Source organism: Geobacillus sp. BK01, from assembly GCF_052220245.1.
Lineage (GTDB): Bacteria > Bacillota > Bacilli > Bacillales > Anoxybacillaceae > Geobacillus.
In genome coordinates this window covers 1-14713 of the sequence record NZ_JBQPTH010000018.1, presented here as the reverse complement: position 1 = coordinate 14713, position 14713 = coordinate 1, and the positions used below count along the sequence as shown (strand labels likewise).

Genomic DNA, 14713 nt, shown 5'->3' with positions numbered 1-14713 from the left:
CAGCGTGCGGCGATTCCTTTCCATTTACTTGGAGCCGCCTTGTTTCATTTCCTCAATCTCCGCCACAGACAATCCGGTCAGTTCGTGAATCGTTTGCGCATCAAACCCTTTCCGCAACATTCGTCGCGCGATGTGCCGTTTTTCTTGTTCTGCTCCCTCTTTGCGTCCTTCCTCCCGTCCTTCCTCTCGACCTTGAATTTTTCCCTTTTGCTCATATGAGATGATCAATTCCAGCACGCGTTCTTTTTCTTTCGTCTCCATTTGTTCCACCTCGCTTCGGAGCCGTTGTTCTTCTTCATCAGACAGCTTCACATACGTTTCAAAAAAGCCCATCAACAGACGCTGTTTGGCCTCGTCTAGCTCGAGACGCACCAGCATGCGCAAAAATTGCTTTTTCAGTTCCACTCGTTCACTTTCAGTATAACCCATTTTACTAAGCAGCGCAGCCGCCACCGGGTTGTCGGTGCGGATGAATTGGCGCCAGTTTTGCTTGCGCAACTCCACATGGAAAAAGCGAAAGTCAAGCACATCACCAAACGGAAAGGAGAGCGTGAACGAAGAGGGTTCGTCTCGGATGGCATCATAGCTGAAGACGGCAATCGGAATGATCGGAGCGCGGTATTTTTCAAACAAGCGGCTGAAATAAAGAAACATTCGCTCGGGAAACGACGATTGGATGTACGCCTGGGTTTCCACATGAACAATGATCCATCCGTCTTCCCCTTTGAACTTCGTTTCCACCAGCAAGTCTACCCGATACTTCTCCCCGGCCGTTACGTCCGTAAACAGCTCTTCGGACAAAAACGACAAATGGTTGAAATCGATATGTTCGTGCATATCCGGGAAGAAGAGAAGCACAAATTCCTCAAAAAACGTCTGCAACAGCTCTTTGAACAACCGGTCGTGATCGATCGCCATACATTCACCTCACAAGAATACGTTTCGTATTCTCTTTTTCGACAACATTAGGTAACATCCTGCCCAAGGTAAAAAAAATGGCCGTCCCTTTTCGAGAAGAGACAGCCAAAACACCGAGCCCCTATCTGCTCTTGGCAACACGAACGTTTCCTCCTTGCACGCATGGCGTCAAAGCAGGGAACGTGCTACCACATCCCCACCTTCCTTCCCCCAGCCGCAACTTTCGCCCGGCGGAAGCGGGCGATGACGTCATCCATCCCCCCGCTGCCGAGAACGACACCCGCCACAATGAACAAAAATCCAAGCCATTGCGCCCACGAAACGGGCTCGCCAAGCAGCCAATGCGCCCCCAGCAGCGAAAAGAGCGGATTGAGGTTGATGAACACCGCCGACTCAGCGGGGCCAAGGTGTTGCACAGCCTGGTTATAAAACATATGCCCCAGCGCCGTCGCCACGACCGCCGAAGCGAGGAAAATCGTCCAAAGCGACGGTGTGCCTGTTTTCAGGCTCGACAAGCCATGCGGTTCAAGCGCGAAACTTAAGACAAACAGCCAAAGCGACCCAAAGACAAGCATCCACCCTGTCATGACGCGCGCGTCGACCGTCGCCTTTTTGATCAGAATAAAGCTAATCCCTTGCGCCAAGACGGCCAAAAACACGTATACATCACCGATCGACAAATGGCCGAGGCCGCCGTTGCCGCTCGCAACGACAAACACGACACCAAAAAACCCGAACACGATGCCAAGGAGCCGAAACCATGTCGGCCGCTGGCCTAAACACACGATCGCCAGCAGCGCCGTGACAAGCGGCACCATTCCTAACACAAGACCCGCATTTACCGCCGTTGTGTTCGTCAGCCCCACCGCGAGGAAAAAGTGATGAGCAACAACACTAAACATGGCGGCCAAACCGATCTGTTTTGCCTCTTTCCAGCCGACTTTGCCGAGCCGCCCGATCCCCCATAAAAACAAAAGCACGACAGCACCAGCCGTGAAAATCCTAAGCGCCGTCAAGGTCACCGGCGAAAAGTGCTCGACGAGAATCTTCAGCGCCGTCACGTTCAATCCCCAAGTGACCATGATCCCAACCAGCAGCGCATAAACGAATGATTTCCGCATCACTCTCTACCTCTCCTGCCTACTCTATTCTCAACGGAATGCCAAAGGAAAAACGGAGCCGATTCACGCTCCGCCGTTCCACCCTCATGCTTGCGAACGCCCCCTTCTATAAGGGAGCGCGGACGCTTTTTGTTTCACCATTCCTTTTTTATTTTACTACATCTATGTTCATTTTTTGACGAAAAACATCCCCCCGCTTGAAAAACCCATATCTGCCGCTGACTTCGCATATGGTAATACAGAGAGGAGAGATGCCCGATGATCCCACGCTACCGCCAAAAAACGATCTCCCCGCGGACGGGGGTGGCCATCCTCACCGCCGTTACCTTGCTGGCTGTGGTGCTGTCGCTGTTTCTGTCCGATGAACGCCAAGAAGCTAAGCAAGCCGTTGATGCCTTTTACCGCCACGAACAGGCGGGAGACTTCGGCAGCTCCTGGGAATTGTTTCACCCACAAATGAAAGAGAAATTTCCGAAAGACGTCTACATCCAACGCCGCGCCCATGTCTTTATGCAAGACTTCGGCGTCGAGACGTTCGAATACCGCCTTGGCGAGGTGAAACACTTGTCTTCTTGGTCGATGTCAGACAAACAAAAACCGTTCCGAGACGTCTACCGCGTCCGCGTCATCCAGACGTTTCATAGCGCCTTTGGCGTGTTTGAAATTCACCAAGACGTATTTGTCGCGAAGAAGAACGGGAAATGGAGCGTTTTATTCCCTTACGACTCACCATGAACGATTCAATCCATACGGTCATGAAGGGAAGCCCCTTCGTTATGACCCAAACCTTCAATACGAGCGAAACGCATCGCCGACTGGCGATCGTTATCGCTCTCTCCGTTCTTCCATGATCCCCATCGTCCGACCCCGATGTGGAAAATCCATCACTCACACCGGTTTTCCCGCTCTTCTTGCGAAAAAAAGATCGCTATCGGATCTCAAAAGGAAAAAGCTCGTTTTCGCCAGCATTCTAGCGAAGGGAACGGTTCGCTCACTCGTTTGGCAACCTTTCTGGGATTTTCTCATACAGTAATGTATCATCCACCCGAACGGGTTTCTCCGTCGAGCGAAAAAGGAGTGAAATCGGATGTATAAACATATCGTCAAACGCGGGGAAACGATCGCATCCATCGCCAGAGACTACCGCACGTCTGTCGAGGCACTGCTTCGCGCCAACGGCCTCACCGCCTCGTCCGTCATCTTTCCCGGCCAAGCGATCATCATCCCCCACCTCCCGGCCAAAGGCTCGATTCCGTATACGATCCATGTATCGATCAGCCGCCGGCAGCTCACCTTAAAATATCGGGGAAGAACGATCCGCACCTACCCCGTCGGCGTCGGCAAAATGGTCACCGCCACGCCTGTCGGCGATTTTGTCATCGTCAACCGCCAGCCCAACCCGGGCGGTCCGTTCGGCGCCATGTGGCTCAGCTTATCCAAAATCCATTATGGCATTCACGGCACGAACGACCCGTCCTCGATCGGCAAATACGTATCCAGAGGATGCATCCGCATGCACAACAAAGACGTGCTCGAACTCGCCTCCATCGTCCCGAACGGAACAGAAGTGTTCATCCGGCCGTGAGGACAACCGAAAGCACCTGATCGCCTACACGGGAAGTCCCCTTTGAATGAACGGGCAGATGACATACGATATTGCTAAAGTCATCATAGGTTATGAACCTGTTGACGATGAAAATACTATGTTAATCGGACGGGATGATCATTTCCCTCATTTGGAAGAGATTCTCGAGGCTCTATTAGAAACATCGAAACAGTAGCGATCACGAACAACGCCGACAGCACACTGGCCAAGCTTGTGCGAAAACATATCAGCGCCTACGTGCAACGCGTCCAGTTTGCGGGTTATGACCTATCTGCCCGTTCGACCCTCGTTGTTCTCATTGACATTTTAGTTGAATTTTTCATGAAAAACCATAAAGCATAACCAACGGCATCGAAACTGCCTTTAAGCCTCGTTCACTTCATTCGCTGCAACAATTGATTAACCGCCTTTCCATCATGAATGGAGACTCGTAAAGGAAGGGAAACAACTGTTTCTTGTCACACAATGTTCTCAAGAGCCAGCGAGAGGAACATCAAATCGTTTTTCCAACTACATCACCATCCTTTTCATGCCATGAAGCACATAAATTGGCCCTTGTCTACTCGACAAGGGCCATTGTCATAATCAAATACTTTTTCGTTCACTTCATTAGGCGCATGGTTGATCGTGTATCTCCTTGAAAAAACGAAATCTTTTCGCACCGCGAGAAAAGGAATGCTTGATACATAGTGACGTCAGCCGGGAAAGAATCTTAAACCATTTCACAGCTTTTTCTCGGATCGCCTACCAAACTGTGGTTCTCTCCCATTCATCATTTCAAATGACCAGGCACTGATTTCGTCAGCCGCCCGGAATGGGACGACGCAACAGGCGATGCGGCGGGACGCAAAATACGCATGCTCTCACCTCCCTTTCCCTTCATCTCGCACTGATGACTGCGCATCAATCAGCCGGAGCACTTCTTTGATTTTTCGCTTTTCATGAGGGCACGGTCGCTTTCCGGTTCGCAGGCGGTACAGCGGGCAATGATTCCCTTGGCACGCCGGCCGGAAAAAGCAGGCCTGGCATTGTTCATCCGTTTCCTCTCCCGACGTCACCCACAGGGCGAGCTTATCCATATCAACATCCATCGTCCCATCGGCATGCAGACGGCCGATACGGTTATATTCCTCGTCAAAGGCGCATGTGCATTTGTACACTTGGCCGTCGGCCCCAATGACGAAGGAATGTGGCTTCGCCGCATAACAAACCGCCCCAGAAGGCATCAACATCGACTCCACCATCGAGCTCATCGAAAGTCCTTTCTTGATTCCGTATTCCGTCAACTCCCATATTTTCACCTCTGCCGTCCGATGGTCACAAACCGGCAACCGCTCATCATTCGCCCCGCCCCATCTCCCGACCGGACGGCAAAACAGCTGAAAACGCCGGTCTCCGGCAAAGTAACAAGCCAACTCGTCTAAAAACGACGGAATCCGCTCAAGGTTATCTTCATCAAAATTGACCCGAATATCCACTTCAAATGAATCGTCGAGCGTCTGAATATCACGCAAATGGCCAAGAATCGTCTCGTACGTCGGCCCCTGATTCGCCAGCACCCGCCGCGCATCATGCACGTCTTTGCTTCCATCAAGCGTCACCATCAAGCGGGTCACTTCACACCGCAACAACCGCCGCATCGTCTCTTTCGACAAACCGTAGCCGTTCGTTGACATGTCCGCTTGATACGTCACGCCATATCGTTTCGTTTGTTCGATGATCACCGTGCTAATCTCTTCAATCACATCGATCGCCAACAGCGGTTCCCCGCCAAACCAGCTGACCGTCAAATGAGTCAGCCGCGGAATCGTCTCCGTCAAAAAACGTTTCAACCCGTCAATGACCTCACGTTTCATCTGCCCGCGCGAAAAGTCTTGATAACAATACACACACCTGAAATTGCACGCCTCCGTCGGCAAGATCACGAGATGCATCACATCCGTCCGGTGCAGCGATTGATGCAAAAACTGCGCCCGTCGCTTCTCATCGACGTTCTCAGCGACAAGAAACCCGCACTCCACGAGCGTTTGTTCCACCGGTGACAGTTCGCGGTCAATCCCGGTTCTCTTGAGCGCCTTAAGCACGGCGGCCTTTTCATCTTCCGCCACCGCGCCAATCGCCCCTGTATAGCTATTGTAGAGAATCAGTTCACCTTGCTTCGTTTGCGCCATCGCGTTAAATCGGGACGGAATCCACTTCATGTCTCCAACACCTTTTTGTTTACCATCCTATCAATCCCTGCCATTTTCCGCTGTTAAATCGGTCACATTGGCGCTCCTAGACAACCTCATTCATCAAGCTGCGGCACAGGCTAGACCGGCCATCGCCAAAGCGGCAAAGGCAATGGACAAATAGGCAACACTAAAGAGCCGCACAGTCAGCCGCCCTAGGAGCTATGATCTTCTCGTATTTTAACGATAGCCTATTCTGGGTCATTAACCGTATGCTTGGAATAAAAGAAGTGAAAGAACAAATTTTAACATGGTCAATTCCAACAACTCTTGCATGGGCTGCATCCTTAATCACGCTACTAATCGTTAATGCATTTTTTGGATAATATATAAATAGTCTCTTGCTTTGTTTCTCTAAAAATTCATCCTAAAATCACCTGCAAAATCATGGCCTTTTCCCATTACTTATTAGGGAAAAGGCCGATTGGTTTGCATTTAGGAACAGATAATGAACTCCCCTTTTCAAGAAAATCTTGTAATTGAATATCGGTCAATCGGAATAGATGTTTCTCCGTCTACAATTAACTCGGTCATGATCGTCCCTATTAAAGGGGAAAGTGTTATACCACTATGTGTAGCCGCTACGTAAAGATTCTCAACATCCGGAACTCTTCCAATAATTGGTAAACCATCCTTCGGCATAGCGCGAATTCCTGAAAAAGTACGCACAATTTTCGCTTTTCTCAACGAAGGAACGTAATGGACAGCCATATTGGCAGTTTCTTGAATAACGTCAAGTGTAGTGGATCGGTCAAAACCCGCCTGCTCCATAGAATAACCTATCAATACTTCACCATTATTGGTTTGCCTTAATCCACTTATCGTATAGTTTAAAAAAGGCTTTAATGGTTCTGAAACAAGAATTTGTCCTCTCACTTGATTAACAGGTATATCGACACCTACCATTCTCCCCAGTTCCCGTGACCAAGGGCCACCTGCGAGAATAAGGTTTTTTGTAGCATACGTTGTTTTTTCAGAAATAACAACGAACTGACCGTTCTGTTTTTGAATGTCTATTACTCGATTATAAGTGGAATAGTGAACACCATTTTTTTTAGCCGCCCTCATATACATGTCAATTAACCGGAATGGATTAACGTTCCCGTCAATTCGACTAAAGGTTGCCCCCACAACTTTAGGATTAATAAAAGGTTCCTTTTCTAATACCTCTTCCCGTGATAAAACTTTAATTTTTATTCCAATTTTTTCATAAGAATCAGCAAGCCGCTTAGCCTTTTCCAAATCTCTCACAGTGAAAAAAGGAGATAATCCTCCTGTTCGTCTATACTCAACATCCCCAATTTTTTTTGATAGATATGAATAAAGCTCTGCACTATACATACTAAATTCTGCATACCAAGCAGGAGTTTTATTATGCACCCATACCCAGGCTTGTGTAGCTCCTGAAGTCCCTGACATTGGGAACTTCTTATCAATTACTAATATTCCCCCTTTATACCGCTCCGAGAGATGATAAGCAATACTATTACCAATAACCCCGCCACCAATAATTATCGTTTCGTAGTTCGTTTCCATTTATTCTATCTCCTCTCCTCTAACTCCAACTCATCCAAAACGGATTTTACTGCATAAAACGAAGTGCTATTAGTGGCTAACGTTTCAAGCTTTATAGGAGACAACGGCATTCTCAATCGGGGTAAAGGAATATCTTGAAATGGGAGACCTGTTAACTCATGAATAACTTTGTTAACTAAATGCATGCAAATCTTTGTTTGACAAGGACCCATTCCGCAACGCGTCAACCTTTTAATATCGTCAAATGTCCTTGCACCATGAGAAATTACCTCTTCAATTTCCTCGTACGTGATTTCTTCACATCGACAAATAATTGTTGACTTTTCCAAATGAACCACCAACCTTTTCCAAAAAAATCACAGAATAAACTGATTTTTTAGCAGAGGATACTTAAAACTTTTAATATGATTGATTCTAGCCTGCCATACATCAGGATAGAGAGACGACTCTATATTTTCCAACTCTCTCCACAGAGAAATTCTTATTTTTTCAGCTTCCCTATTGTCTATAATCCTCAATGACTCGCAAACACTAACACCTGCTATCATCCCTGTTACAATCACCGCTCCTTGAGAACTAACCCCCGCCGCGTTTCCGGCTAAAAAAACATCCTCACGATCCGTTTGGAAAAACTCATTATATTGTGGAATCCATCCCCCAAGTTCACCCTGATACCCAAAAGAACACCCCAACTGATAAAAGGCATCTAAGATAGGACTTCTTCCCCCATCTACACACACTAAATCAACCTTTTCTGTAATCCTCTTATTCGGCAGTTGAATGTCGATCTCACTAACTTCATCTTTCCCTCTTGCTTCCACTATAGAGGAGTTTAAGTAGAAAGAAATCCCGCTTTTCTTTACTCGCTTTACCTTTTCCTTGTCCCTTGCTAAAACATCCGATTGGGCCTCGATAATAGCCTTAACATTAACACCGACGTCTAAAAGCTGCAAAGCAACGTCCATTGCAAAATCACTAGAACCAACTATTACACTATTCTTGCCGGGAATTACAAAATCTCGGTTGATTAGTGTTTGGGCTGCGCCAATCGTTATAATCCCAGGAAGCGTCCACTTTGGAAAAAGGATCGCATTTTCGGCCGCTCCCGTGGCAATAACTAGTTTTTTAAACTTGATAGGAAAAACGTCTACTTCATTGGTGATGCCAACACTTCCATCTCGGTATAAACCGATCAACCGATGTTTGAGCAAATACCTAACAGAGAAGTCTTCCAATTGGTTCGTTAACAGCTTTGCCAACTCAAATCCACGCATAGGTTGGAAAATAGAGGGCAATGCTCTGATAATTTGAGTTTGTTGGTACAGTTGCCCCCCTTTGACAGTCGATTCATCTACAATAGTCACATCTAATCCCCTAGAGGCAGTCTCAAATGCAGCTGCAAGCCCAGCTGGTCCAGCTCCAATAACAAGCACTTCAGTTTCCAACTCAATCCCCCCTTATCTCCGGATCTTCTAGATTTGGATATACCCTCATTCCCTCTTCAACTTTTATCATGCAAGTACGCACATGATCTTCCCCGTTAACAGTCATATAGCAACTGCAGCATCTCCCTCGCGCACAAAACATCCCCCTTGGCTGAACTAATTTCCGACTCAGCCCGAACATTCTAATACCGTTTGCTATCAGAGCGGCTGCAACGGTTTGTTGTTTATAAGCCGTATAAGGCTGATCATTAAAATAAAATGTCACAGGCTCCTGAAGACAGCTGCCCAATATAGGATGATTTTTAATATGCATGAAAACAACTCCTTATTAATTTTTCGACATAAAAACTTTTCCAACACCTAACACCTTTTCGATGATCACCATTAGTACAACGGTAAATAAAATTATGATGCTTGATACTGATGTAATAATTGGATCGTACTGGTATTGCATATAGGTAAAGATTCGTACTGGAAGAGTGACAACATCGGTGCTTACAATAAACAATGCTACGGTTAGATCATCAAATGAGGTAATGAATGAAAAGATGGCTCCAGCAATCACACCGGATTTGATTATCGGAAGAGTAATCTGGAAGAATACTTTAAAAGCCCCTGCCCCTAAACTCCTCGCGGCCTGTTCTATAGATCGATCAAAACCGACTAAACTAGCAACGACTAATCGTACAACAAATGGTACCGTCAAAATAATATGGCCAATAATTAAAGCCATAGGGCTTGTAGCTAAACCTATCCAAGAGTAAAACTGTAGCAACGCTACGCCAAATACGACGGACGGAATTAAAAGAGGGGAGCCAACTAACTGCACAATAGTTGCTTTTCCTTTAAACTGATATCTAACAATGGCAATAGAAGCAAGTGTTCCAATAAAGGTAGAAAAAAGTGACGTGCCTAGAGCGACAATGACACTTAACACAAAAGACTGTGTAAACTCAGGGTGGTTGACTAGTTCAATATACCATCTCAATGTAATCCCCTTTGGCGGAAAAACAATATATTCAGTCGTTGTCAATGAAGATAGTAAAACAACAATAATTGGTGCTAACAAAAAAACATATACGACAAAGCAAAACGAATGAAATATAAAATTATATAGTCTTTTCTTCATTGAATCGCCACTCCTTTTTCGGAACGGGCAAGAATTCTGCTATATACGATAATCGTAACAGTTGCCATAAAAATTAATACAAACCCAATGGCAGACCCATAAGGCCAATTTAATATCACTGCAACTTGTTCGTAAGTTAGATAGGACATAACTTTTACCTGTGGACCGCCGAGAATAGCAGGAGTCACAAATGAGCTTACACTTAAACTAAACACCATAACTGAACCGGCAAATACCCCAGGTAATGTCAGAGGTAATATTATGGAAAAGAAGGTTCTAATCAAACCTGCTCCTAGACTTTGTGAAGCCCTGATAATAGAAGGATCGATCCTTTCTAAGGATCCCATGATGCTTAATACCATATACGGAAATAGTACATGCACCATTCCAATCACAACGCTTAATTCTGTATACAATAATGTAAGCGGTTTATCAATCCATCCGAGATTGATCAAAGTGCGATTAACAACACCATTATTCGATAACAAAATAACCCATCCATAGCATCTGATGACCATACTTATCAATAATGGTGATAACACTATCAATGTTAAATAATTTTTAACCTTCCCACTGGCTCTAGAAATATGAAAAGCGACTGGATAAGAAATGATAACTGTTAATAATGTAGTTAATAATCCAATCTTTATCGTTCTCCAAATAACTCCTAGGTAAAAGGGGTCTGAAAGAAACTTCACGTAATTTTCCAATGTCCATTTATCCCCAATTCCACTGTTTGGATCAAATGTCTTAAAACTCGTGATAAATAAAGAAAGTAAAGGAAATAAGAAGAAAAAGATAAAAATCATAAGAGTAGGAAACAATAGTAGCCAAGACTCCAACTGCTTTTTATCTAATTTCCTTTTCTTTTGTTTTTGTATCTCCTGATTTTGGTATGTTTTTATTTCGGCCTGCATCTAGTTAACTCACCTCACTTTTTAGAGAGGAATAAATCTTTTGGATCCCAAAAAATCGATACTTTTTCCCCTTCCTGAATTTGGTCAGGGCTTAAAACTGTATTGGGGACATCTGCTATGATCTGTTTATTATTAGATATTTTTAAGATATATCTCGTTTTAGCACCAAGGAATATTTTCCTTTCAACTTTTGTTTGGCAATCGCCATTTGCTTGGGTATACCGATCTAAAGAGATCTGTACTTTTTCGGGTCTAATGTAAAAATCAACTTCAGCACCTTTAGTTGATTGGATCTCAACTATTTGTTCATTCCCGTAAAAAGATAACTTACATTTCTTACTTCCATACACCTCAACAACTCTACCGCGAATATGATTCACTTCGCCGATAAACTTAGAAACAAAATCTGTCTTCGGTTGGTTATAAATCATAACCGGGCTATCTACCTGTTCAATTTGCCCCTCGTTCATCACTGCTATTCGGTCGGAGATCGCAAGTGCCTCCTCTTGATCATGTGTGACAAATATAGTTGTAATTCCAAGCGTTTTTTGTATTCCTACTATTTCCTCCCGCATTTCTTGACGGAGTTTGGCATCAAGGTTACTTAGTGGTTCATCAAGAAGAAGAACTTTCGGTTTAATAACCAAGGCTCTCGCTAACGAAACGCGCTGCTGCTGACCACCGGAAAGTTCCCGAGGATAGTAGTTTTCATAACCTGATAACTTTACCATTTCCAATGCCTCTGACACTCGCTTTTTTATCTCATTCCTACTAATCTTACGTAGCTTCAATCCATACGCCACATTTTCAAATACAGTCATGTGGGGAAACAAAGCATAGTTTTGGAACACCATCCCCATATCTCTTTTATTGGGAGGGAGGTGGTGAATAGGCTTCCCACCAACAATGATTTCCCCACTATCCACCTTCAAAAAACCAGCAATCATATTTAATGTTGTTGTTTTCCCACATCCGGATGGCCCAAGAAAGGACATAAGCTCCCCTTGATGAATTTCTAGATTCAAATTTTTTACCACTTCTGTTTTATCAAATCGCTTAGCAACATTCTCGAGACACAAATAACCCATTTACCTTCCCTCCCTCTTTAGCGGGTTACTTCAATTTCCTTGTTTGCTCTTTCCGTCCATTCAGCTCTTTTTTGATTTACGTATTCCCAATCCACTTTGATTAACTTTTTAACCTGCTCTTCCCCATAAACAACTTTTTTAGCAATATCTCCATCTAGTTTTACATTTTTATTAACAGGACCATCAAACAAAGAATGGGCGAATTCCGTTTGTACTTCCTCACTCAAAATAAAATTGACAAATTTCTGTGCAAGTTCCGCATTTGGTGCATTTTTCACCACATTTGCTGTTGTCATTAAAGCAGGAGCACCTTCTCTTGGAATGACAAATTCAATTGGAAATCCTGAATCTTGCAGTGTATATACTCTGCTGCTTCCCCATGCACTGGCTACTGTTTGACCTTGCAAAAAGTAATTGGACACGTCAGCAGTTTTATCAAATGTTACAGCGTTTTCAGCAATCTTCTTTAGCTTTTCAAATCCAGGTTCAATATTTTTCTCGTTCCCACCATTCGCAAAAGCAGCCATTAGAAGTAGATGAACTCCATAAGTGTTTGAGATAGATGGTAATACGAGTTTTCCTTTAAACTTAGGATCCTCCAGATCATTCCAAGATGTTAACGGTTTCCAACCATTCTGCACAAAATAATCTTTGTTATAGGCTAATCCTGTCACAACAATACCAAAGCCAACTCCAATATTCTCCTTATCTTTTGCAATGTCGTATACATTATTTAGGTTGGTGACTATTTTTTCATCTAACGGGGCAAGTAATCCAAAAGCTTTTGCCTGTGCTTGAGGTCCGTCGTCTAAAAAGGCTACATCAATTTGAGGATTATCTTTTTGGGCCTGAAGTTTTGATAATGTGTCGATGGAGCTCCCAGTTATATACTTGACCTTAACCCCAAACTCTTTCTCAAACTTAGGAATGATCGTTTCCTTCATCTTTTTTTCATAACTTCCACCATAGGCAGCCAAAACTAACGTCTTTTCTCCCCCACTTTTCGAACTTTGATTCGGTGAGCTAGCAGTTTGGTTACCACATCCCACGATCATAGTAAATAGCAAACAGATCAACACAGTTAAAACTGTTTTACTTTTCAACATCATTTTCTCCCCACCCCGATATCATTTTTTCAGATAGCCTTAACACCGCCGATTAATTCACTAATTTTAGGAAGATTTTTTAATCACCTCCCTATAGGAATCTTGATGTATCAGAGCCTCTCATATTTTTAATAAACACTAAAATTTTATAATTTTCAGACCTTAATTGCTAAAAAATATAATATTATAACTTTTAGTTTCGAAATAGATACTACTATAATGTATGAAAAGGTAATAATCACTATAGGAATAAGCGAACAATTATGCTGACTAACTTTTGCAGCATTCCTCACTCCCTTAATAAATGTATACCCCTTGATCAGGGGTTAACCTTTTAGGGGATACATCTATAACTCATTGGTAAAAACTCCAATATATAGAATAGTAAAAGATTTAAAAATAAACCTCTGTATAATATGCTTCTTTATCTTGGCGTACGTAAAACTTTGAATACTCGATAACCTCTTCTTGTTTTGTATAGGTAAACCTCTCCCATTCAAAAACTGGACTCCCAGGTTCGACTTGTAGTAATGTTGCTTTTTCGTCTGTAGCAATGTAAGGCTTTATAAATAGTTTGGCTCTTCCTAAGGCGATACGAAACTTCTTCTTCAGGATATTGTAAATAAGCTCGTTATTTATATCATCTGGTGTAAGACCGCAACATTTGTCATAAGGAAGATAGGTATATTCCAGCGCCATTGGCTCATTGCCTTCGATTTTTAAACGTTTAATCTTGATCACCTTCATATCATTCTCAATACCCAACTTATTGGTAATCTCTCTGTCAGCCCTGCCAACAGAAAAACTGACCAACCTATGCGGATGTTTCTCATCTTCAGTGGTTAAAGAAAAGAAAACATTTAAATTTTGTTCTTTTATTGGCCTAGATACAAAAGTTCCTTTTCCCCTTTGCCTATATAAATAACCCTTGTTTACAAGTTCTAGAATAGCTCTTTTTACTGTAATCGTACTAACATCAAAAAGATCGGCTAACTCCTGCTCAGTTGGCAATTGATGTCCAATTGGCCATTCATCTGATTTTATTTTTTCTTCTAATACTCGCTCTACTTGTCGATAAAGGGGAATATGTAGTTTCTTATCTATGTACATTGATATCCTCCTCGATTGCAATGCAAAATTATAAGTTTATAAAATTATAATTTTTCGACTCACTCCATCTTTTGTGTTCCAAAAGATAAACAATTGTGTATGAATAAGAGGATACGCAGTGAAGGGATAAAATAAAAAATTCGTCAATCATAGAGTTTAGCCAAAGCTTATATACCTCGAATTAATTATACTGAATATCATCAAAAAGACCGATCTGATTTAATTATTATACTAGCTATAGCTGTTTGTCAATAATATTTTGAATTTTATATAAAGTTATATGAAATAGAGGGAATCGCTCTTTGTCATGTGTAAAATCGAAAGCTGCGGGAAAGAACCATCCTTGTCTTCGTAACCACTGACACCAAAGACCTTTGAACTCACATTTCGCACCCTAGCAGGGTAGAAAGAAAGGATTTTTTATTTCGTTTTTCAGAATAACGTTTCGACCAACACGACTAGCGATGGCAATCCTTTTTTTACCATCGCTAGTCGTTCCATATGAC

At 43.4% G+C, this 14713-nt stretch carries 14 protein-coding genes and 1 pseudogene; 3 read left to right on the top strand and 12 right to left on the bottom strand.

What is annotated here, in order from left to right:
- Positions 1–24 precede the first annotated feature (24 nt).
- Positions 25–918: an Rpn family recombination-promoting nuclease/putative transposase gene (locus ACTVDO_RS14155; RefSeq protein ID WP_442901732.1), complete on the bottom strand. Its 894-nt coding sequence runs from the start codon at positions 916–918 to the stop codon at positions 25–27.
- 185 nt (positions 919–1103) lie between these two features.
- The gene (locus tag ACTVDO_RS14150) at positions 1104–2039 is read right to left on the bottom strand and encodes a DMT family transporter (RefSeq protein WP_168368987.1); all 936 of its coding nucleotides are present in this window, start codon (positions 2037–2039) and stop codon (positions 1104–1106) included.
- Between the two features lie 258 nt (positions 2040–2297).
- On the opposite strand from ACTVDO_RS14150, the gene ACTVDO_RS14145 reads away from it, so the two are divergent.
- Together ACTVDO_RS14145 and ACTVDO_RS14140 are read left to right on the top strand one after the other, a co-directional pair.
- Positions 2298–2774, top strand: a complete 477-nt coding sequence (locus ACTVDO_RS14145) for a hypothetical protein (RefSeq protein WP_168367896.1) — start codon at positions 2298–2300, stop codon at positions 2772–2774.
- Between the two features lie 352 nt (positions 2775–3126).
- Positions 3127–3624 (top strand): L,D-transpeptidase family protein, encoded by a 498-nt coding sequence (locus ACTVDO_RS14140; protein WP_168367897.1) that lies wholly within the window; start codon positions 3127–3129, stop codon positions 3622–3624.
- An 884-nt stretch (positions 3625–4508) separates the two neighbouring features.
- Here the strand turns inward: ACTVDO_RS14140 and ACTVDO_RS14135 are convergent.
- Positions 4509–5846, bottom strand: a complete 1338-nt coding sequence (locus tag ACTVDO_RS14135; protein WP_442901731.1) for a radical SAM protein — start codon at positions 5844–5846, stop codon at positions 4509–4511.
- Between the two features lie 167 nt (positions 5847–6013).
- Here ACTVDO_RS14135 and ACTVDO_RS14130 point away from each other — a divergent pair.
- Positions 6014–6202: pseudogene (locus tag ACTVDO_RS14130) on the top strand (GntT/GntP/DsdX family permease); the annotation flags it as partial.
- 136 nt (positions 6203–6338) lie between these two features.
- Here ACTVDO_RS14130 and ACTVDO_RS14125 read toward each other — a convergent pair.
- The 9 genes from ACTVDO_RS14125 to ACTVDO_RS14085 all read right to left on the bottom strand — a co-directional run bounded on the left by ACTVDO_RS14125 (position 6339) and on the right by ACTVDO_RS14085 (position 14207).
- Positions 6339–7412, bottom strand: a complete 1074-nt coding sequence (locus ACTVDO_RS14125) for an NAD(P)/FAD-dependent oxidoreductase (protein WP_015375977.1) — start codon at positions 7410–7412, stop codon at positions 6339–6341.
- A gap of 5 nt (positions 7413–7417) precedes the next feature.
- Positions 7418–7750 carry a (2Fe-2S)-binding protein gene (locus ACTVDO_RS14120; protein ID WP_223812943.1) on the bottom strand — a complete coding sequence of 111 codons (333 nt, stop codon included), beginning with the start codon at positions 7748–7750 and terminating at the stop codon, positions 7418–7420.
- Positions 7751–7768: 18 nt separating this feature from the next.
- Positions 7769–8857, bottom strand: a complete 1089-nt coding sequence (locus tag ACTVDO_RS14115; RefSeq protein ID WP_442901730.1) for an NAD(P)/FAD-dependent oxidoreductase — start codon at positions 8855–8857, stop codon at positions 7769–7771.
- Between the two features lies 1 nt (position 8858).
- A complete protein-coding gene (locus ACTVDO_RS14110; protein WP_015375979.1) occupies positions 8859–9170 on the bottom strand; it encodes a (2Fe-2S)-binding protein in 312 nt (103 codons plus the stop codon).
- A gap of 15 nt (positions 9171–9185) precedes the next feature.
- Positions 9186–9986, bottom strand: coding sequence for an ABC transporter permease (locus ACTVDO_RS14105; RefSeq protein WP_015375980.1), 801 nt, complete (start codon positions 9984–9986; stop codon positions 9186–9188).
- Positions 9983–10903, bottom strand: coding sequence for an ABC transporter permease (locus ACTVDO_RS14100; protein ID WP_015375981.1), 921 nt, complete (start codon positions 10901–10903; stop codon positions 9983–9985). Before ACTVDO_RS14100 ends, ACTVDO_RS14105 begins: the two co-directional genes overlap by 4 nt.
- 14 nt (positions 10904–10917) lie before the next feature.
- Positions 10918–11991 (bottom strand): ABC transporter ATP-binding protein, encoded by a 1074-nt coding sequence (locus tag ACTVDO_RS14095; RefSeq protein ID WP_015375982.1) that lies wholly within the window; start codon positions 11989–11991, stop codon positions 10918–10920.
- 17 nt (positions 11992–12008) lie between these two features.
- Complete coding sequence (locus ACTVDO_RS14090; RefSeq protein ID WP_442901729.1) at positions 12009–13100, bottom strand: ABC transporter substrate-binding protein; 1092 nt, start codon at positions 13098–13100, stop codon at positions 12009–12011.
- A gap of 390 nt (positions 13101–13490) precedes the next feature.
- Positions 13491–14207: a GntR family transcriptional regulator gene (locus ACTVDO_RS14085; RefSeq protein ID WP_442901728.1), complete on the bottom strand. Its 717-nt coding sequence runs from the start codon at positions 14205–14207 to the stop codon at positions 13491–13493.
- Between the last annotated feature and the right edge of the window lie 506 nt (positions 14208–14713).